Below are 22,761 nucleotides of genomic sequence, written 5' to 3' on the forward strand. Positions count from 1 at the left end.
TGTTTATGTTCAGTGATTGTTAAGAGCGGCTTGTTATATTGATTCAGAACGTCATCAGAAAATTAAGGAGGAGACCAGTTGATTCTACATACTAACAAGGGAGCAAGAGTCAAGAGAACACGATGGAGTGTGCTTGCTCTTGTCATTACATTACTCACAAGCGTGGTTTTTCCATCTTCATCGGTACTGGCTGCAACAGGTCCAGTTTCATTAAGTCGACCTACGGATATTGAGTTCTACACGGCGGCTGATGGTGAAACAGAGATGCTCATCGCAGATAGCGGCAACAATCGGGTTATTCGGGCTACGCCGGAAGGTGAGGTACTATCGACGATAGAGGTCAATAATGTAACGGCGGTAACGATGGGTAACGATGGATTAATCTACGCTGCTGAATCCGGAGCAGCTGCAAAAGTACATATCTTTAATCAGAATGGTACTGTGAACGGACAGCCTATAGACGTTATGCGTAAATTTTCGTTGTATCCGCATCCAGATGAGGATAAGCAGCCTTACATTCGAAACTTAATTCGATATAAGCAGGGCGATTATGAAAGACTGTACGTTTTCTTCAACGTGTATAGAGAAATGAATAATGCTCCAGCGAGATATGGCACATTGGCAAACTTCGCTTTGGGACACGAGGGATGGGGAGGTTTGAGTGGCGCATTCTCAGAATACTCTGGCGCAACCCAGGGAACTGGGGATCAGGTATGGTATACCAATGGGCAGGGAGTGATGATTTACCCCTTTGCCAGCATACAGAATTCAACAGACAAACTTGGAGATCTGTCACGCGATTCGGTTAACAAACGTTTATACGTTGTGAGCGAGAATCATATTATGCAAACTGGCTATGAAGGCTTCGTATATCCTAACACTCCTGTTCTGAGTACGTGGGTGAGTGGAAACGAGGCATATCCCATTGATCTCAGTAATCAGATTGCTTTTGAACCAAAAGGTGAATTGTATATGGCTGATACAGCGAGAGACCGGATTGTTGTATTCAGTGCAGACGGAACTTCTGCTCGTATTCTGGGTCTCAGCCAGGAAAATACGCCTCAACCGGCTGCGGGCGCATTTTCCAAAATGGTTAAACAAGGGCTGCCAGTAACCTTTACATCCGCCGATTTTGAAACTAATTATGCCGACCCAGAGGAACGGCCAATGACGGATATACGCATTACGTCTCTTCCTGACAGCGGCATATTGCAGCTGAACGGCGTTGATGTTGTGAAGAATCAGGTTATTCCTGTTGCGGAGTTGAACACATTGGCCTTCATTCCTGCTTCAGCTTTTACAGGGATCAAGACAACGTTTGGTTGGCAGGCCAAGAATGGAGCTGTATTCTCAGATAGCGTGGATGTCACAATCATGCTGCGAATCAAAGGTGATGCTACCGGCGATGGTTTGCTTACACCAGCTGATGCGTTATTGGTCAATAAATATATCAAAGGGTTGATTCCATTTACACCAGAACAGATTGAAGCATTGGACATGAATGATGATGGTGTACTGGATGCCGAAGATTCAGCCCTGATTATGGGCGTTTACTTGGGAATTAATTTATAACTAGAAGGGAGTGACTATCTTGCCAAACCAAAAAGGGCATTTAATTTCTGTAAAATCCAAACGATCCATGAAGGCGCTTCTGACTATGCTGCTCACGGTTTCCATGATCTTTTCGTGGCTTCCTCAGGCACAGGCCAGTGTAGATCCTGTCATTCATATCGGAGAAGTATCCGGCAAACCAGGAGACATCGTCGAAGTTCCTGTATCTTATGATTCAAAAGGCTCAGCATTTTCTTTTTATCACTCTGAACTGTCCTTTGCCTATGATTCGGCTGTGCTTGAACCCGTGGAAGGGGACGAGGTTGTAAACCGCCAAGCCTATGGAAATTATCAGGGAGTCAGCCTAACTGAGGATACGTCTGCTCCAGGGTATATCTCAGTGATCATGACAACGCAAAGTTACATTCAGGAATCCACGGCGCTGTATTCCCTTCATTTTAAAATTAAAGAGAATGCGGCTGTTGGTTCAAGTTCAGTAACTTTGCATGCGAGCGCATTAGTAGAGGAATTGGATCCGTTTCAGGTGACTGGGGAAAATGGGCAAGTTACTGTGCTGGCCGATGAGAAGCCGATTGGGAATGTGGTTGTCTACATCGGATCTGCACAAGGAAAAGCGGGTGACAAGGTAACGCTATCGGTCGATACGGTGTCTCTTAATCAACCAATCGGCTCTTACGGGGTACGTTTGAAGTTCAACCCGGCAGCTTTGCAAGTGACTGATGTTACAGGCAGTCCGGGAATACGACATCATGCGAATAATGAGACAGGATCTCTTATCGTGGGCTGGAGTGATGAAAATGGAGGGTTAAGTCCTATCCCGGCGTTCGAGACCTACCAGACGTTGTTCAAAATTGAATTCACAATTACCTCCAATGCTGTTGCAGGCAAGTATCCGGTGGAGTTTGTCAACGAGACACTACTCGAACACTTCACTGTTACGGATGCTGATGCGATTGAAATGAATAAACAGGCCGTATCAGGTGAGATTACGGTCGTTGGTGAGCCAGTTACGCCAGTAACACCATCCAATCCGGGTTCGTCCGGTTCAGGAAGTTCATCCGGTGGTTCGTCAACACCATCCACGCCTGCAAGCACTTCCGAGAAAATTACAGTAAATGTGACCAATGAACGGAATACCAATGCTGTTGTTTCGGAAACGATTATCGAGAGAACCACAGGGGCAGATGGACGCAAAAAAGACGAGGTGAATCTGACAGCCGAGCAAACATCTCGTGCAATTGAAAGCCTGAAGAAGGCAGGTTCGAATGTGGCCCGGATCATGATTCCGGATGAAAAGGATGAGGTATCCGAACTGAACGTGAAGCTTCCGGCCAAGTCTACTTCACTGATGGCCAATGAGAAGATGAATCTGTATATTGAAACGGATAACGCTTCTCTGCAACTTCCGTCCAATTCTTTGCAAGGGCTGGACTCGGACGTATTTTTCCACCTCGTTCCGATCAAGGATGCCGCTGGACGTGAGGCAGTGGAACAGCGTATACAGAAGGATGCATTAATCGTCAAACAGTCAACCGATAGCGCCGATTTCCGCTTGGTAGGTCGTCCAATGACGATTGAGACGAATATGAGCAGTCGTCCAGTGACAGTTGTGCTGCCGATCAGGGATACGAATCTGACGCAGAAGGAACTGGACAAGCTGCAAGTATTTATTGAACATAGTGATGGGACCAAGGAACTCGTTAAGGGTAAAATCGTTAAGTTTAATGGAACAGATCAACCGGGAATTGAGTTTGAAGTCACCAAGTTCAGCACATTTTCCATCATTCTCATGAATGGCAGCAATTCTTCAGCGTATATTCAAGGTTATGCCGATGGTACGTTCAGACCGAATCAGGCGGTTCAACGTGCTGAAATGGCGGCTCTGCTGTCTCGCGTATTACCGTCGGACAGCGATGAAGCTACGCTCAGTTCATCCTATCGGGATATGCCTGTTGCAGACTGGGCACGCGAAGCGATTACAAAGGCGACTGCAGCAGGTTATATGCGTGGTAATGCTAAGGGTGATTTCACGCCAGGACGCTCTATCACACGTGCCGAGATGGCTGTCATTATCGAACGAATTTTGACAATTCAAGAGTCAGCTGCCGATGCCAATGCAGAAGCAACTGAAGCAACAACAACTTTGCCAAACGAAGCTACGGATATGACCCTGCACTGGGCCCGCGAGGCGGTTCAACGTGTATTGGCAACGGGAGTCATGAGTGTGTCGCAAGACGGAACATTCCGTCCAAACGATGCTGTGACACGAGCAGAAGCGGTTACATTGCTGAATCGTTTGGTGAAGATCGAGCCGGATCTGTCCGGTACTTCCAGATGGAAGGATGTATCTGTAGATCACTGGGCTTATGGCGCGATCCAGGCTGCATCCCAGCATTAAAATGTAGATTGCTGATGCTGCTTGTCCCTGTCTTCAGCTGGGGACGAGCAGCATCAGATGAAGTCCAGGAGGCATCTGCGGATGCCTTTTTTTCATCGTTATATTGTGGTTTGCAAAAAGGATGGACAGCTTTAGGTGGGAGTGGGAAAATAACGCTATGTTGCAAGATGGACGTTTACTGGAGAAAGAGAGATGACAGTCATCAGAACGGATCGATTTATGTTAGGGATCGGACTTATGACCCTGCTGCTTGCGCTAGTGGTTACATGGCAGATCTCCGGTGGACACAAAAAGCCTGTGGCCAGGCAGGGGATTCTGGACATGGCAGGTGTGGAATGGACGAAACAATCTGTCATACCATTGGATGGAGAGTGGGAGTTCTATCCGGAACAGTTGCTCTCACCGCAGCAGATTCATAGCACGCCTAATAAACCTGTCATGATGCAAGTGCCAGGTAATTGGGACGACGAGAAGAATAGTCAGGGATATCCCATGAAAGGCAAAAGTTATGGAACTTACCGCTTGATTGTGCGAAACGTGCCGCAAGATGAAGTGCTGGCTATTGCCAAACGTTATGTTCGCTTCGCGGATGCGATGTATGTGGATGGCAAGTTGATGAATCGTTCCGGTCAGCCAGGAACATCTGTCACATCGTACATACCGCGCAATGAACCTTATACGGTCTATTTTCACCCTGAACGTACAGAGATTGAAGTTGTGCTGCAAGTAGCCAATTTTGATTTTCGTAGTGGCGGCATCTATAACTCAATGGATCTCGGAACAGGCAGTCATATGGAAGCAAGAACGATCATTCAATCCGGACTAGAGCTATTGATTATAGGCGTTGTGGTGATCTTTGGATTGTTGTTTCTGTATCTGTATGTTCGCCTGCATCGGGATGGAATTCAGCTGTTGTATGCGTTGTTCTTCATCGGTTTCGCCTTAACGGTAGTGACCAACGGGGAGCGTTTGCTGTTGCAGCTGCTGCCAGACATTCCTTTTGAGTTGGCATATAAATTGAAATACATGTCGGTATACGGCGTGTCTGTGATTGTCAGCATGATTACCTGGAGACTTACTCCTGATCTCGCACCCGTGTTAAAAAGGTGGCTTCAGGTACCAAGCATGGTAATGGCTGTATACCTGGCATTAATTGCGCTGTTACCATTTCGTGTATATTCCATTATTCAGGAGAGTATGTACGCCATTAATCTGTGTGCCTATGCATTGGCTTTCATGGTTATTATACATCAATATGTTCGGGCAAGGTTCGGTAACCGGAGTCGGTCCCAGGCTCAATTGCTTATCATCTGCATCTGGCTTATGCTGGTCAACTATGTGCTTGGAATCATTGTGACATGGTACCCGATCAGTCAGGTACTGCTGAACTGTACAACGCTTGTGATTTTGTGTGCCTTTGCCATGTTACTGATCTATCAATACACGCAGGCATATGCTTCAATGCAGCAACTGACTCATCAACTTCAAATGTCGGACAAAGCCAAGGATGAGTTCTTGCTGCTGACTTCCCATGAGCTAAACTCACCGCTCCATAGCATTATTCATCTGTCCCGTTCCCTTCTGACAACATCACTGAGACGTACGAATGAATCGGAGATTCGGGGCAAGCTTCAGCTTATCCGCAATACGGCGTACCGGATGTCCAATCTGGTCAATGATCTGATCGATATATCCAGATTCAGGGATGGCAGCATAAAACTCTCCATGGGGAGCGTTGATTTGGTTTCCTGCCTTTCGCTGGTTACGGAAGTGCTTGGATTTCTGGCTTCTGGCAAAAGCATTGTTATGATTCGCAGGCTGGAGCCTGAAGCACGCTATGTCATGGCGGATGAGAGTCGGCTGCTGCAAGTGCTGTATAACCTGGTTTACCACATGATGGGACAACATCACCAAGGGAAGCTGGTACTGGCGTGTGAAAGGCATCTGGATCAAGTGCGAATTATTCTTCTTCTGGAAGCAGATTCAGATCGGATTACTGGACATGGTGAGAATGCAGACTCTGCTCAACAACATGCGGATGAGGTTGCAGCTGGAATTGCTGTTGCATCGGAAATGGTCAGTGCAATGAGAGGAAAACTCGTGATGAACGATGAAGATGCATCAATCATGATTGAGCTTCCTTGCGCAGCTAACACCAACATGGAAGATTTGACGGAGATAGCCGCAACGCAGGAGACTGATGTGAAGGAGGAGAAAAAGGTGGGAAGCGTGATTTCAGCCCACGTATTAATTGCGACATCTGATCTCGTAGATATGGAACAATTGAATACATTGCTTGCTACAGAAGGCTTCCATCTAAGCTTCGCAGACTCTGATGTGAAGGTTCGGACTGCGCTGGCTGGTGGAAAGTTTCCTGATCTGGTGATTGTTGACGCCATGCTGCCTGAGGTGACTGGATATGAGCTGTGCAAACAGATTCGGACGGAGTTCAGTCAGGTCGATTTGCCGATTCTGTTTATTAATATGCGCAGTACACCAGCAGATATCGAGGCATGCATCCAGGCCGGCGGCAATGATTTTATAACCCGGCCACTGGATGCTGGGGAAATTCTTGTCCGGATACATACATTGCTTGGCATGAAGCAACTGGTGAAAGAAGCGGCGAATAACGAGATGGCCTTTCTGCGTTCGCAGATCAAGCCGCATTTTCTGTATAATGCGCTAGGCACCATCATGTCGTTATGTTTTACGGACGGGCCGAGAGCCGGGGAATTGTTAGGCAGCTTCAGTCGTTATCTGCGTATACTTTTCCATCTGGATAACACGGAGGAGTTGATTCCGCTCAGTAAAGAGATGGAGTTAATTCGGGCCTATGTGGAGATAGAGCAGGAGCGATTTGGTTCACGGCTACAGGTTAAGCTGGACGTGGACAGCTCATTGTATTCCTGTAAAGTCATGCCGCTCCTGATCGAACCGCTGGTGGAAAATGCCATCCGGCATGGCGTATCCAAGAAGATTGACGGCGGCACCGTTCACTTGTTCATTCGAAGATATGAGGATAGCGTTCAAGTGGTGGTTGAGGATGATGGTGTTGGCATGTCTGGTAATCAGGTTGCCTTTATTATGGATCGAAGTCATGCAGAACAAGGCATTGGCCTGCAAAATGTACAGAGACGACTGAAACATATGAACGGACAAGCACCTGTGATTGAGAGTGAACAAGGTCGGGGTACCAAGGTGACCATTAGATTTCCGTATCAATGATAAATAGAAATGAGGGGGACATACCGTGTTGCAGGCCTATTTGGTGGACGATGAGCCGCATGCTCTGAATATGCTGGAGATGTTTCTGATTCGAACGGGAGAGGTTCACATTGCAGGTCGTTCGGTGAATGGATTCGAGGCACTTGAGGCACTTCAGCATACACGACCGGATATCTGGTTCCTTGATATTGAGATGCCGGGCATGAGCGGATTGGAACTTGCGGCGAACATCCATGAGGTCGAACCGGATGCGGTCATTATATTTACAACGGCTTATGATCATTATGCTGTTTCTGCTTTTGAACATGAGGCTCTGGATTATCTGCTCAAACCGATTGAGATGGGGCGATTGTCCAAAACCATTGACAGACTGCTGAAGGATAAGGGAACCGCCGTTAAGCCATCTGCAGCGCAACCAGTCCGGCACTCGCTGATGGACAGCCATGAGCCCAATCAATTATTTGTACAAATGCTTGGAAAATTTCGTGTCACGCCTACGAACGGTGAAATGGTCATGTGGCGTACAGCGAAGGAGAAGGAACTATTTGCTTATTTGCTGTTACATGACCCGGCCACCGGTGTTGTTCACCGGGATCGCATTATTGATCATTTGTGGCCTGATGAGCGTTACGAAAAGGCCAAAATCTATATGCATACCTGTGTCAGTCTGCTGAGAAAAAACTTAAAGAAAATGGGTATGGAGCAGATGGTCAGCTACAAGAATGAGCATTACATGCTGGACAAAAAGCGAATCCGGGCTGACGTATATGATGTGCTGGAACTTGTGCTTCGGATGCAGCGTGAGGAGGAGGTTCCACTGACTCAAATAGAGCGGACTTTGCATATGTATCAGGATGAACTGCTTCCGCAGGAAGATTATTTCTGGATGTCTGAACTTAGCCAGAAGTTGGAGCGGGGTGCGTTGGAATTGATGCTGAAACTTTCCGGGAAATATCTGGAGCTGGATAACGGCAAGAAGGCGGCAGAGACAGCAGAGCGTGCCATGGGGCATTCCCCTTATGAAGAAGAAGCCTACCGTTGTGCCATGCAAGCGTATTTGTTTATGGGTAACCATGATCATGTCCTGCGCATCTATCGCGATCTGGAGACACGATTAAGTGAGCTTCATATTCGACCTTCTGCTATGACCACGCGTTTGTATGAACAGATCAAAGCCTGAACGATGAAAAAGTAGGTGGAATAATTCAACCGGTGTGTGACAATCTGAAATGCCAATACAATGTGTCCTGGAGAATGCCTTCCAGCGACACGTTTTTTGTTTATATGAGAACATTGACAAGGAGCTAACCATCCCAGGATTTCAGTTGATGTACGTACGCAGGATTATATTAGTGGCCGGTTTAATGACAGAAAGTTATGGATAGTAAAGCTAATGAAGTTCCAAAACTCCCCAAAATCACTTCTTACTCAGGTACTAACGGACCAAGGAATTTTGATCTCATGAGGTGGTTGTGGCAGTCATGAAGGCAGCAAGATGAATTATACACAATCCGTATTACAAGGAATTAATGAAATTGTAGACGTTCCTGTAGTGTACGGAGATTGATTTTTGTGTTGTTAGCCATCTACATATTATCGGTTTGTTTATCGTATTTTTCCAGTTTGAATATAGAGTAAAGATGGGGTCTAATTTGTTAAACAACTTGTCCAAAATTTACAAAAGTAAAGATGTAAAGGCGGAAACAAAATCCCGCTCAACTCAAAGTACCTGCGGCTTCTGGGCATATCATGCCTTTAGTTCGTGGGTACTTTTTTTCTATACTCAACGTACACGTTACTCTGATTTTTTACAAAATCCACTATTTACTCCGTTTCAACATTCCTCCTACGCGAGTTCTCCTCCCAATGATGCACAGCAGTGGTGGAACTTTCCTGAATCGTGAACAATCTCTGAATTTTGTATCACCTCCTATTTGCTGCGTTTTTCCTAGATTCACTATCTCAAAATGGAGCAGGACAGAGCATGGCTCTATTAGGAAAAGATTGAGTAACCTTTAACGGAATATGAAAAAATGCAGGTATATGTAAAATTTTTAATACATGTTTTCAGGCCGTTGACCCTGCTCCCAAAAGTCTCTTATATTTACTCTCGACACAACAACTCAGAACGGGTGGTGGTACGATTTTGTTCATTCATAAAGGTAAGAAAATGTTCGCTATGCTTACGCTTATACCCTTGGCTACAGGGATGATCATAGGAGCTTTCCCTGCTGCGATAACATATGCAGATGCAGGAGATAACACCCCAACCTACAGCTCGGCAACAGGTTCATGGCAAACGGGAGATTTGCATGTACATACGTTTGAGTCCGATGATGCACAGGTTTCACTGGAGAACGTGCTCGACGCGGGTTTAACCAAATATGGGCTGGACTGGATCGCACTTACGGATCATTTGCGTTTATCCAAGCGAGATCACAACGGGAACGACATCTCGGGTGGACCAATCCCCATGTCCCAAGGAATGAATGAATATCAGGTACCACAGATCAAGGCACTTCAGGATGCAGGCAAATATGCAGGTAAAACGATCTTCTCCGGTTTCGAATGGGACATGCCAACACATGAACACGTTGGAGTGGGGATTCTTACGGATGAGCCGAACTCAAACGAAGCGCTGAACGCTGCCAAGGAATTCGAATACCGTTTCACGAATCGTGCAGCGAACCTTTTTAATGCGGCTGACGTAGCCAAATGGGATCAGAACGGGGGGCGTGCCTACACAACTCATCAGGATGCCTTAACCGCCATCAATTGGCTCGCAACGAACTATCCAATGACAAGTTATGCGATGATCAACCATCCTTCACGCGGCAAAAACAAATATACGATCGCGGACTTCCGTGATTTCAACGATCTGGCTCCACAAGTGGTATTTGGTATCGAGGGCATGCTGGGTAACCAGATGGAACCGGATCGTGGAGGGTACAACACAAGTTACAATGTAGCTAATCCGACCGCTGATGATGGATATAAATACCGTACATACGGGGGTGTAGACTACATGGTCGCCAAGGTTGGCGGATTATGGGATGCATTGCTTGGAGAAGGACGTCACTTCTGGAATTATGGCAATTCGGACTACCATTTCAAGACGATTGGCACGAATTCCAGTGGTTATTTTCCGGGCGAGTATGCCAAGACGTATACCTGGGTTGAGGGTACTGGTATGCAGGCTGTCCTGGATGGACTGCGTTCGGGGAAATCATTTTCCGTATTCGGTGACCTGATCAACGCACTGGATTTCACGGCTTCCGGAGCGGGTGCTCAGGTTGAGATGGGTGGAGACCTTAATGTGACCCAAGGCGATGAAGTAGAGTTGAAGATTCGTTTTAAGAGTCCAACCACGAGCAACAACTATGAAACTCCAATCAACAGCGGCACGTCCGCCGGACAAGTACCTGTGGTGGATCACGTCGATCTCATCGCCGGGGATGTGACAGCCAAGGCCGAGAAGGGTACAGCCGCATACACCAAAGACACCAACGACTCTACCAAAGTACTGGCTACCTTCACATCCAACGATTGGACGACAGATGCGGAGGGCTATAATGTCATCACCTACAAGATCAAAGCTACAGACCAGGACAAGTATTTCCGCCTGCGTGGTACGAATCTGGGCATGAACGTGACAGGTGAGACTGTCAATGGTGAACCACAACTTGATCCGAAAAATACGACAGCTGATGCAACGACCCGTTTTAATCAAATCAACGATAGCAACTATCGCGACCTGTGGTTCTACTCCAACCCAATCTTCATGAGTGCCACACCGTACAGTGACGCACAGGCGGTAACCGATACGCTTCAAGCAATCGATCTGGGCGATCTGAACGCGGTCCATTCCGATCTTACCCTTCCTGTTGAAGGGAAGCATGGTGCAACCATTAGTTGGTCCAGCTCCAAGCCGGAACTAATGAATAACGAGGGCAAGCTGCTTATGCAACCGGACAATAATGAGCGATTGGAACTGACAGCAACCGTGCAGCGTGGCACGGAATCACAACCCAAAACGTTCACTGTCATTGTGGAAGGCACGAATAATCAGGCGCTGGTGTTAAAAAGCAAGATGACAACTGCTGACGGCCAGCCGTATCACACAGATATATGGACGAACCAGTCTGTAACCGTTAGTGTAACCAGCGCAGTATACGCGCCTGCTACTTCTGCAATCATCGAGTTGTCTCGTGATGGAGGGCAGACATACGTACCATATACAGAGAATACACTTTTGGAGATAACGGAGCCGGGGGAGCACAACCTTTTATTCCGGGCAACCGATGATCTGGAACAAACGTATACTTTACCTCTGGTCATTAAAATAGACCGTGAGATTCCCGTCATCACCCTGCAAGGTAGCAGCCAGATGACGCTGAATGTGGGAGACACATACAACGAGCCTGGAGCACAGGCTTCTGATAATGTTGGCATCCGTGGTTCCGTGCAGGTGGATGGCACGGTGAACACACAAGCAGCGGGGATCTACACCCTTCGGTATAACGTGAAGGATATCGCTGGTAATGCTGCACAGGAGGTTATCCGTACCGTGATTGTACAAGCCCGCTCAGGCAATGGTGGCGGGGGTTCAGGTGGAGGTAATGGAGGCAACTCTGGTGGGAATTCTGGAGGAAGTACACCAAGTGTGCCAACAACGCCTACCGTTCCAACCACATCAACCAACCCGGAAACGGGGTCAGATTCATCCACTGAAGTGAAGGTTGAGGTGGAAGCGAATCAGCCTGTCCAAACGGGTTTGAAAGACATTGTGCAATTCAATGTTCCATCCGGAGCCATTGGTTCCAAAGATACGCTGCAAGTGTCTGTGGTTGCCAAGGACAATTTGCAGAATACAGCTTCCCTGAATGTACTTGGACAAGCTGTACAGATCAGTCGCGGTGGTGGAAGAACGTTGAATGATCAGGCGGCATTAAGCCTGAATGTGGATTCGGCAGATTTGCCTAACGGCACCCAACCTGCAATCTACTATTATAATGAAGCTCGTCAGAGCTGGGTATTTATCGGTGGCAAGCTGAATGCAGCAGGCAGCATAACGGCCAATGTTAATCATCTGGGCACATTTGTTGTGTCCAGTTACACACCGGTGAATCTGTCGGACCTGAATGGACACTGGGCTTCCGACTACGCAGATCGTTTGTTGGGCATGAACGTGATTCAAGGTTACACCGATGGAACATTCCAACCATCGAAGAAGATCACACGGGCAGAGTTTGTTGCGTTGCTCAGTAAGGCCCTGGTATTAAAATCAGTGCAAACGGATCTGACATTTGCAGATCAAGGTAGTCTGCCAGACTGGGCGAAAGGTGATATTGCCGCAGCCGTGCAAGCCGGAATCGTGACAGGCTACGGTGATAATACATTTAAGCCCAATCAGACGATTACGCGTGCCGAGATGGCAGTCATGATGGCGAATGCGCTGAAAGCAAGTTCAGATGCACAAGCCGGAATGTCTGGCAATACATCCGTTAAACCAAGTTTCACGGATGCATCGCAGACGCCGTCTTGGGCACAAGAAGCACTGGATGCAGCGGTGCAGGCGAAGATTGTGAGCGGATATACGGACCATACGGTTCGTGCAGGCAGTGAAACGACTCGAGCGGAAGCTGTGTCGATGATCTATAAACTGCTTTTGGCGCTTCACGTGTAAATGCAAAATAACTAATGAAAATAAACAAAGGTCACCCTGATAAGGATGACCTTTGTTTATTTTGCATGTGGGCAGGTTATGAAAAGTCTGGTCTAAGCTCAGCCTATTCCTCCTGTTCTATAATCTCAACATCCGTCTTATTGGAGGCTAGAAAAGAAGGAAGTAAACTGCCATCTGGCAATGCAATGTTAAAATGTAATAAAGCCTGATTAAGCAACCTGAAGTGTTCAGGTATGGTGTGAACCAGCACATTAAATTGAACGTCTACGGTCGCTCCTGGAGCGATTGTACCCAGTGGAAGTCCCTTTACAATGTCTCCATCGGGTTGAAGCTGTCCGTTAACCACCACGCTACCAGCGATAAAAGTGGACTCTGCTTGAATGGCATCTTTCAGAATGACATCTGACGCTGGCAATGAGCTTGCGTTATGAATCAAAATTTTGTAGCGAAGATGGGAATGGACTTCAACCTCATGTTTGTTAGCACTTTTGACAATAGTAAGCTGTGGCAAACGGCTGGGTATAACCACTGTATTGGATTGGAGTGAGCCGGAGGTTGCTTGCCCCTGAGCTTGAAATGTAGCTGTGAATTGATTAACGATATTGCCACCTACGGGCTGGTTGATAACGATGACCTCAAACGTAGTATTGGCAATCTGACCAGGCTGGAGAGCCGCAATAAAGATGCCTGCAGCCGGATTGGCTCCAGCAATCGGTTGTCCGTCTAACCTCACACTGCCGTCCACAAAGCGTGTTCCGGTCGGGATTGAATCCGTTATTGTGACCTGAACGACTGTATTTCCCGTATTGGTAACCCTAGCTTGATAGGTGATGGTATCTCCGACAACGACCGACGTTTTGTCCGCTGTTTTTTGAAGGTTAATCTGTGTTGTCGAAGTGGAAGTCACAAGTACGTTGGTAGGATTGGACTCAATTGTAAATACCGTCTGTCCCAGGGTATACCGAAGATTCGCCTGATTTATAATCGAAGAAAGAGTAGTGTTTTCATTTACTATCACTTGGAAGGAAATCGTTGTGGTACCTCCCGGTGGAATAATACCGAGGATAATTCCGTTCGCAGGGACACCCGTCGGTGTTGCCACTCCGTTAACAACAACACTTCCGGTTACAAATGATGTTCCTGGGGGAACAGAATCGGTTAATACAACCGAACTTATAGGCGATCTATTGTTATTACGTATATAAATGGTATAGATAATGGAATCACCCGGTGAGACATCCGGTCGATTGGCCGTTTTGTTAATAGACACATTGGGATTACTCACATTGAGAATGATTCGATTGGACTGTGAGTTGTAAGTGAGTGTTCGTCCGTCTGCAGTAAGAAAAGAAATATTCGCAATTGCTTGATTGATAATCTCCAGACTCGGTGGTATGGAGATTATGGTTATTAAGAACGATACTTCAATCGTCTGTCCTGGAGCAATTGACCCAACCGCAATACCTGTTGCCGGGTTGGATGTGGGTAAACTGAGACCGCCGGATACGACGCTTCCCTCTACAAAGCTCGTATTGGAGGACAACGGATCGAACAGGATAACATTGGCTGGAGTCTGACCTTCATTACTCACAGACAATTGATATTGAACGGTGTCTCCAATCTGCACATGACGGATAGAAGCTGCTTTGTATATAGAAATGAATGGGATTTGAACAGGAATTATTACGGTGTTGGACTGTACAGTATCGGTGAAATTTCCTGTGGTGAATTGAACATTCGCCTGATTGATTAGAAGGACGGGTTCAGGTTCATTAATAACGCTATCGTTAACTACAACTTGAAAAGTGACGACTGCTGTGCCGTTTTGCATGATCATATCAATTCTTATGCCTGTAGCCGGATTAGCATCAGCGATTACGGCTCCATCAACGGTAACACTTCCGGGTACAAATGTTGTACCTGCCGGAATGGGGTCCGTAAGCAAAATATCGTTAATTGGCAAGGAAACATTATTATTAATTACGAGGGTATAGGTGATCACCTCCCCGATCTGAACATGGTTCACAGGTGCGGATTTGACTACGGATATAATATTGTCAGCTGTAACAGGTATAGAGACAATATTGGATAGAACACTTTCACTAAGAACACGGCCGTCGGGTACAAGGGCAATATAATCGGCTCTGGTTTGATTGTTCAGTATGGGCGGATCAGGCAATGATGTGACCGCAACCTGGAATGTAATGAAAACTGGAAATCCAGGTGATACGGTGCCAAGAATAATTCCTGTCACAGGGCTGGTTCCACTCCAACGATTCCCGTTGATGAATACACTGTTCTGGATAAATGTCTCTCCTGGCGGCAATGGGTCGAATAAAATGACATCGGCATTCAAATTTCCCGTATTGTTTACGAGAAGCGAGTAAGTAATTGTATCTCCCACAATGGCATTCGAGTCAGAAGAGGTTTTTGTGATATCAATAATTGCCCCATATACAGGAGTAGTCACAATATTGGACAAATTCTGTAGGGGTGTTGTTCCGACGATGAAATTGATTGTCGCTTGATCTGTTAGATTAAATGGATTGGGCAAGGGTGCTGGCAGATCGGAAACACTCACCTTAAAGGTTACGATAACTTCGGTATTGCCGGGAATGCTCCCGATATTAATACCAGTGAAAGGATCGGCTCCCGGTATGACCCTCCCATCCAAGGTAAAACTATCTGGAATATACACGGTACCGGGCGAGATCGAGTCTGTAAAAATAATGTTATTAACAGTAAAGCTTTCAATATTGTCTAAAACGACGGTATAAGTGATCACATCACCTTCCACGGCATCGCTGATATCAGCTGTTTTGGTCAAAATGGGGTCGGCTGTAGATATAGGGATGATGATCTCGTTGGAAGGGGCACTTCCCGAAATGACACGTCCATCGGGCGGACTGAATGTAAAATCGGTCGTTGCCTGATTTGTTAATTGCTGACCGCCGGGCAGTGTATTAACGATGACTTGAAACGTGATGAACACACGATCTCCTGGAGCCAATGTCCCTAGTGAAATACCAGCATTAGGATCTGCAGCAGGCAAAGGAACGCCATTGGCAATCACCGTCCCTGATACAAAGGCGGCATCAGACGGAATCACATCTGTAAGTGTTAATGATGCGGCAATATTACCGGTATTCGTTACATTTATTTGGTATGTGATCGTTTGTCCGACCACTGCAAAGGCAGGATCGGAGCTTTTGGTTGTTATAATGACAGGCTGATATACAGGGATGGTTAGTGGGTCAGAGAAGGAAGCGGCTTCGAAAGGCCCGCTTATAAATGTAACCTGTGCCTGATCAGCAAGTTCGGACGGATCGGGTAGAAAAATAACATTTGTGCTGAATGTGACGGTCACAGATACACCGGGACCAATGGTTCCAAGACTAACCCCTGTGGTTGGATCTGCTGTGGGCTGAACGATTCCATCCACGGTCACACTGCCAGGAATAAATACCGAACCGGTTGGAATGGCATCTGTAAATACAACACTGTTAATCGGGTCAGTGTCTGTGTTGGAGATAACGATGGTGTACGTTAAGGTATCTCCTACAACAGCATCAATGGCACTGGCTGTTTTGGTGACACTGACCGTCGGAGTTGATACAGTCACCGTTACGATGTTGGAAACGGATGTGTCTGTGATCACACGGCCATCAGGAAGTTGGGCCGTATAGTTGGCAGTACCCTGATTGGTTAGATTAAACCCGCGCAGCAATCCAGTCACCCGTACCTGGAATGTGATGGTTACCGTATCACCGATGGCCACATTTCCAAGGTTGATGCCAGTAACAGGATCATCTGCGGGCTGTACAGTCCCGTTAACCGTAACGCTTCCGGGTACAAAGTTGGAACCGTCCGGAATAGGGTCTGTGACCGTTGTAAGTGCATCAATGTTTCCGATATTGGTTACGACCAAGGTGTATGTAACTGTACTGCCGATGAGAGCGTTGGCAGTATCCGCACTTTTTACAATTGTAATGTCCGGTTGAAAGACCGGTATCGTCACCGTGTTGGAGGGAACCTCATTGGAAATGATGGGTCCATCAGGAACGGTTGGTGCCGTATAACCAACTTTGGCCTGGTCAAATAGACGAGGTGGCGTAGGCAATGAGGTTACCTGAACCTGGAATGTAACAATAACCGAGGTGTTGGCGGGAAGAGCACCTACAAATATACCAGTTATGGGTTCCGACCCCGGCTGCTGTACCCCATTAATTGTAACACTGTCAGGTATGAACGAACTTCCCACAGGAATATTGTCGAACACAATCACGTCTGTAGCGTTTGAAACCGAGGTGTTCTCAACAAGCACCGAATACGTAATGGTATCTCCGACAATGGCATTCTGTTCACTCGCAGTTTTGGTGGCAGTGATTACAGGGGTGTTAATATTAATTTGGAGTGCAAAGGAATCAACCAAATACCCATCACCTGAAGTTGTCAAACGTAACAAAGCGGACGTTTGGGTGTTAACAAGGGTGTTGCTGACATCTACATTCGTAATGTCCCATCCTTGTCGTCCGCCAACAATATTGGTCCCTGGTGTCCCGTTGATTTGGTTCCGATTGCCAAAGGTGCCTGTAGTATTCAGTGCCCCGGTATCTCCGTTGATTTGGGAAGCGAAGAAATTCGTTGCAAAGTTATTAGGCCCGGATAACGCTCTTAGAGTAGAGACATTTGGACCAAACAGAGCCTGATCACCCGATTTATTAGCATCTCCCTCCTGTGCGCCAAGCAAAGCCCGACCTGACAACGGGCCAATAAATGGCGTGGCAAAGCCTTCGATTGGCGTTGTGACCGGACCCGATGTAGAGAGAATGACTTCTGCTCCTACCCTAATGGAGAGATTTCGCAAGGGGAAGCCAGGATTGCGGTAAACGACTCCTAGCGTCCAGCCTGCGTTATTCGAAGTGGGATCGGGAATAGACAACGTGCCTACAACTCCGCCTGTAACATATGTACCCGCTCCACCAACTCGAATTAGATCAGTCACGTCCGATGATCGTACATATGCAAAGGTCCTTGGAAATCCAGACGCCGTCGAAAGCACCACTTCTCTGGCGGTGGCTGGATCAGGCGAAACAGTGGTTACACCGACAGGTGTCGTGAGTATGACATCCTTATTAATAAACGCAGAATTGTTTTCCTGGTTATCAATGTACGTTCCTCCCCAAATCAGCTCCGCATAGAGGACCGTGCTGCCTGGAGGCAGGTTCAGAATTGCAGCGGAGCTATTATTCTGAAATACATTGGTTGTCCCCGCTGGATAAGTACCAAACTGCACACTTGTATCCGTAATAATATAAGCGCCAATACTGTCCACCGTACCTGGAACACCCACCGTATTGGATCGGCTCAGACCCAAAGTGTTACCAGTGAATGTTATAGCTCCAGTATCGTTGATCACATACCTTTCAATGAATGTCACTGTTTCACCCTCCTTCAAACATTACATAATAATCAATATATTGGATTAGAAAAAAAATATGTGAAGGTACAAGGTAATTTCAAGTAGGTACGTGGTAACCTCCAGAGCAGTATGTATAATAGAATGAGTTGTTCTGGATGATGAAACGGTGGGGGCTAGGAACATGAACAAAACCGAGCGGCAGCTTGCGATTACGCTTGAATTGCAGCGAAGAAAGATGTTAAGAGCAGAAGATTTGGCTGCTCAATTGGAGACAAGTGTACGTACGATATATCGAGATATTCAGGCATTAAGTGAAGCTGGCGTTCCGATTATGGGAGCTCCGGGTCATGGGTATTCCCTGATGGAAGGATATTTTCTGCCCCCGGTAAGCTTCACCGCAGAAGAAGCTGTATCCCTGCTCATGGGAGCGGATTTTATCGAACAGAGATTGGATAGGGAATACGCGATGGAGGCAAGGTCGGCTCAACGAAAAATTGAAGCGATTTTACCTGAATCCGTTCGTAACGAATCCACGCGTGTTCGGGAAACGATGCGACTGCTTCATACAATTGAACCTTTAACCAGATCTAGGGTGAAAACATACCTTAACCAAATACGTAATGCCATTTTGGGGCAACGTAAGCTCAGCTTCATGTACCTGAAAAAAATTCCAGGAACGGATGGCAATCGGTATCACATGCGTGAGGTTTCACCGTATGGACTCTCACTTGTTCAGGAGAATTGGGTGTTGATCGCACGTTGTGATCTAAGACAAGACATTCGTCATTTCCGTTTATCACGCATGACTGAACTTTCCGTGCTGGAGGATCAATTCCTTTTGCCCCCGGATTTTGATCTAAACAGTTATCGACCTCCTGACGACCGTAATGAACCAATATTAATCAGGGCTAAACCAGAAATTGCGGACAAAATTATGGAGGCCCTTCATTTTTATATGGATGCATTTGAAGAGCAAGAGGAAGATGTAATTTTTCATTTTCGTGTCCGCTATCCCGAGGAGATATTGCATTATTTACTCGGCTGGGGTGGAGATATCGAGGTTTTGGAGCCGGAGTCATTACGATTCCGAATGCAGGAAGTAGCCAAAAACATCTTAAAACACTACTGACATACACCTGTCAGTAGTGTTTTTTTATACTTTGGTATATCACAGATCAAGAGGAATTGGAGTTGGTTACAGGATGAGAAGCACAGCGGAAGCATTGAAATCATTGGAAACGGCAGTAGAACGATATTTGGCAGAACTGAACAACTTGGATATGTGTAGCTTACTTAAAAAACAAAGTGAAGAGGAATGGTCCATTGGACAGATGTATGTACATTTGATTCAATCAGCCCTTTTCATGCAGCTGCCTAATATTGAGCAGTGTTTGAGCAACGAGGATTTGAAGTTAAACTCGGGTGAGGAAAAAACAGAACTGGGTAGGCAGGTGTTTGAATTAGGACAATTCCCTCCCGTTCCTGTTAAAGTACCTGCTTCCCCGCAATACACTCCGCAACCACCCGAGAGCAAGGAGGGATTGATCGATGGGCTTCACGAGGTAGTGGAACGGATGAGAAGTACAGAACCCCTTTTATACCAAGCATCGGTAAACAACAAAATACGTCATCCAAGGCTTGGCACTCTAAACGCTCAGGAGTGGTTTTTGTTGATAGAGATGCACTACAGACATCATTTTTTACAATTGGATCGATTGATATCGAATCTGGAAAGGTATACGAGAGAAGGGGATGGGATGGATCTATGAAACCAAATCAGGATAGCAGGTATTGGATTGGTGTTGTATCTGCTTCTCATGTAAGTGTAGCCGTAGAGGGAGGGTTTGCGCAGCTGTGCCATGGAAAGTCAGCGATGTTGCGCCAGATGTCCCCGGGTGATTGGATGATATACTATTCTCCCCGTACAGAGATATCAACAGGGAAGCCACTTCAGGCTTTTACCGCTATTGGTCAGATTATCGACGACAAGGTGTACCAATACCAGATGTCCGATTCATTTGTACCCTTTCGCCGAGATCTCCGTTATCTTCCGTGTCGAGAAGTAAAGATAGCAACGTTGTTAGATCAACTCAGTTTTACGCGTGGTAATCGCAACTGGGGGGTTCCATTTCGTAGAGGTCACTTTGAGATCGGGGCTGAAGACTTCATGATAATAGCTTCCGCAATGTTGGAAAAGGAAACACAGTCACTACTAGATATTAGCTTAAGCCAGAGATGTTAACTAAATGTAAAGGTCCATAGATTGTCTATGGATCTTTTCATATTATGGATAATCATAAAAGCTCCGACGATCATTACGGATGTCTGAGACTTCCATGAGTAACCGTTGTGTCCATGTTATAAATAGTTGGTCAACAGACCAATAGTAAGCGTATGATATTTAAGAATGCACGATGATCCGCTAATCATGCGGCTTTTTTGATTTTCAATTGAAGACTGACTATAATATGCAATCCTTTGATTAGAATTATCGGCATCTACATGTAATCCGAATGCGTGGAGATTACAAGATTACCAAGCAGGTTCTAACTCAACCGGATCTTTTGATAGTGAATATGTAAATGGCTGGAACTTAAAAGCAGAATAAAGCGTTAAGAATACATACTAACTAAATAAGAGGAGGGTCAACCTGTGAAGAAAAAAACATTGGTTTCACTACTTACCATACCACTGGTAGCCGCATCTGTGAGTGGCTATATGTACCTGAATGAACCGTCTGTAGTTAGTGCTCAAAGCGATGTTGAAAGTGCAGCACTTAAGGCAACCCAAGGTAAAGTAGATTATATTAAAGAATCGTTTGAAGATGGATCATACATTGTTCGCTATCGGGACCGCGTGAATTTGACAGAAATCACTGAGGAGTACCGTGATAACCAGCTTCATAATAAATTGATTATTGAAGATGGTGGTAAGAAAATCACTTCGTATGGTCGTGACTTCGAGACAGGGAAATTAGTTGGGAATACCTGGACCATGCCGGACAACATTGCTGCTGAAAATGAGAAGTTGCTACAGATCTCGCTGTTGGAGAATGCTAAAGAAGAATTACAGAGTCAGGATTGGACAGTACTGGAAACTGCGGGCACACAATCCCGGTCTGCTACAGAGAGTAACGAGAAAAATGCTGTCTCCGAGGATAATCTCTACAAGGAAGTTGTAACCATTGATGTAAATACGGGTTTACCTACGAAACGTGTGATTTATCAGAAGGACAAAAACGGTGAAATTGTAACTAGCTCTACCAAGACCGAAGAGTATAAATACCTGGATTCAATGCCGATGAAGATCCAGAGCTTTGCTCCGGAAGAATCCGTTGAGATTAAAGAAATACCGGCGCCTGTAATTGAAGATAAGGTGCTTGAAGGTTCATAAGACTTTCTGTCCATCAACACGTACAATTACATGAGACAGTCAGCCTCCGTACTTGGGAGTCGGCAGTCTTATTGCTTATACATAGCCGGAATTAATTGGACTGGATTTCAGATTATTCTACGAGTTTATCCAACAGTTGTGGGTCCGTCTTATTAATCACTTTCTTTCCTTCTCCCCAGAAAAATAAAGTTGCGTTACCATTTTCCTATTAAGGAAGATCGCGTCCACTTTCTGAAGTGTTTTCTTGCCATTAAGGTTTAAATTCAAGTGGAAAAGTCAATAAAAGCTCTGTAAGCAACGCTGTACAATCCACCGAAAACCAGTACAATTGAACCTATAAGAACATGAGGTAAAGAGAGGTATTTCTCCATGATGGATACAAGTGGGAATCGCAAAGTTGACGGCTATCTTAAGAAACTCAAAACGTGGCAGGAAGAGTCCACGAAGCTGAGAGAGATTATTCGGGATTTTGACCTGACAGAGGATATGAAATGGATGCATCCGTGTTATATGCTCGATGGGAAAAACATCGTCCTAATCCATGGATTCAAAGAGTACGTCGCGATCCTGTTCTTCAAAGGTGCTCTGCTGAAGGATACACATGGCATTTTGGTTCAGCAAACGGAGAATGTACAGGCCGAGCGCCAGCTTCGCTTCACCAGTCTGGAGCAGATTGTGGAGCAGGAGGCAATCATCAAAGCCTATATTCAGCAAGCGATTGAAGTGGAACAAGCCGGATTGCAAGTGGAGATGAAACAGACTGCCGAATATAACGTTCCCGAGGAACTTCAACAGCAATTCGATGAGAATCCTGCTTTCCGAGATGCATTTGAAGCACTGACACCCGGACGGCAGCGGGCCTATCTCTATTATTTCTCACAACCGAAGCAATCCAAAACAAAAGTGTCACGAATCGAGAAGTACATACAGCCGATCATGGAGGGAAAAGGGTTGAATGATTAATTTGAGTTATAAAGCTTTTCTCCAATTGACAAATATAACGTCTTCCACTAAGATAATCGTATAAGTAAATAATGAATATAATCAGGATTGTTACTGATCAGC

11 protein-coding genes are annotated in these 22,761 nt (G+C 46.0%); 10 read left to right on the plus strand and 1 reads right to left on the minus strand.

The window, feature by feature from the left end:
* The first annotated feature begins 78 nt into the window (after window positions 1–78).
* The 5 genes from ACE3K2_RS16555 (at window position 79) to ACE3K2_RS16575 (ending at window position 12,881) form a co-directional block, all read left to right on the plus strand.
* Window positions 79–1,572 carry a dockerin type I domain-containing protein gene (locus ACE3K2_RS16555; protein ID WP_421892323.1) on the plus strand — a complete coding sequence of 498 codons (1,494 nt, stop codon included), beginning with the start codon at window positions 79–81 and terminating at the stop codon, window positions 1,570–1,572.
* A 19-nt stretch (window positions 1,573–1,591) separates the two neighbouring features.
* Window positions 1,592–3,970, plus strand: coding sequence for an S-layer homology domain-containing protein (locus ACE3K2_RS16560; protein ID WP_421892326.1), 2,379 nt, complete (start codon window positions 1,592–1,594; stop codon window positions 3,968–3,970).
* A 192-nt stretch (window positions 3,971–4,162) separates the two neighbouring features.
* Window positions 4,163–7,195: a histidine kinase gene (locus ACE3K2_RS16565; RefSeq protein ID WP_421892330.1), complete on the plus strand. Its 3,033-nt coding sequence runs from the start codon at window positions 4,163–4,165 to the stop codon at window positions 7,193–7,195.
* Window positions 7,196–7,220: 25 nt separating this feature from the next.
* Window positions 7,221–8,375, plus strand: a complete 1,155-nt coding sequence (locus ACE3K2_RS16570) for a response regulator (RefSeq protein WP_421892333.1) — start codon at window positions 7,221–7,223, stop codon at window positions 8,373–8,375.
* Between the two features lie 966 nt (window positions 8,376–9,341).
* Entirely contained in the window at window positions 9,342–12,881 is a 3,540-nt protein-coding gene (locus ACE3K2_RS16575) for an S-layer homology domain-containing protein (RefSeq protein ID WP_421892336.1), read from the plus strand.
* Window positions 12,882–12,984: 103 nt separating this feature from the next.
* Here the strand turns inward: ACE3K2_RS16575 and ACE3K2_RS16580 are convergent, their stop codons facing one another.
* Entirely contained in the window at window positions 12,985–18,321 is a 5,337-nt protein-coding gene (locus ACE3K2_RS16580; protein ID WP_421892339.1) for a beta strand repeat-containing protein, read from the minus strand.
* A 163-nt stretch (window positions 18,322–18,484) separates the two neighbouring features.
* Between ACE3K2_RS16580 and ACE3K2_RS16585 the strand changes: the two genes are divergently transcribed.
* From ACE3K2_RS16585 to ACE3K2_RS16605, 5 genes are all read left to right on the plus strand, one after another.
* Complete coding sequence (locus tag ACE3K2_RS16585; RefSeq protein ID WP_421892342.1) at window positions 18,485–19,432, plus strand: helix-turn-helix transcriptional regulator; 948 nt, start codon at window positions 18,485–18,487, stop codon at window positions 19,430–19,432.
* 73 nt (window positions 19,433–19,505) lie between these two features.
* Complete coding sequence (locus tag ACE3K2_RS16590) at window positions 19,506–20,072, plus strand: DinB family protein (RefSeq protein WP_421892345.1); 567 nt, start codon at window positions 19,506–19,508, stop codon at window positions 20,070–20,072.
* Window positions 20,069–20,545 carry an EVE domain-containing protein gene (locus ACE3K2_RS16595; protein WP_421892348.1) on the plus strand — a complete coding sequence of 159 codons (477 nt, stop codon included), beginning with the start codon at window positions 20,069–20,071 and terminating at the stop codon, window positions 20,543–20,545. The genes ACE3K2_RS16590 and ACE3K2_RS16595 overlap by 4 nt, the downstream gene beginning before the upstream one ends.
* Before the next feature lie 410 nt (window positions 20,546–20,955).
* A complete protein-coding gene (locus ACE3K2_RS16600) occupies window positions 20,956–21,696 on the plus strand; it encodes a hypothetical protein (RefSeq protein WP_421892351.1) in 741 nt (246 codons plus the stop codon).
* Between the two features lie 369 nt (window positions 21,697–22,065).
* Window positions 22,066–22,659: a YdeI/OmpD-associated family protein gene (locus ACE3K2_RS16605; protein ID WP_421892354.1), complete on the plus strand. Its 594-nt coding sequence runs from the start codon at window positions 22,066–22,068 to the stop codon at window positions 22,657–22,659.
* Window positions 22,660–22,761: the final 102 nt, after the last annotated feature.

The sequence above is a fragment of the Paenibacillus sp. genome (assembly GCF_048976745.1).
GTDB lineage: Bacteria > Bacillota > Bacilli > Paenibacillales > Paenibacillaceae > Paenibacillus.

Coding starts and splice junctions, on each gene's coding strand:
- ACE3K2_RS16565 (WP_421892330.1), top strand. CDS start 4,163: ATGACAGTCATCAGAACGGATCGATTTATGTTAGGGATCGGACTTATG.
- ACE3K2_RS16585 (WP_421892342.1), top strand. CDS start 18,485: ATGAACAAAACCGAGCGGCAGCTTGCGATTACGCTTGAATTGCAGCGA.
- ACE3K2_RS16590 (WP_421892345.1), top strand. CDS start 19,506: ATGAGAAGCACAGCGGAAGCATTGAAATCATTGGAAACGGCAGTAGAA.
- ACE3K2_RS16595 (WP_421892348.1), top strand. CDS start 20,069: ATGAAACCAAATCAGGATAGCAGGTATTGGATTGGTGTTGTATCTGCT.
- ACE3K2_RS16605 (WP_421892354.1), top strand. CDS start 22,066: ATGATGGATACAAGTGGGAATCGCAAAGTTGACGGCTATCTTAAGAAA.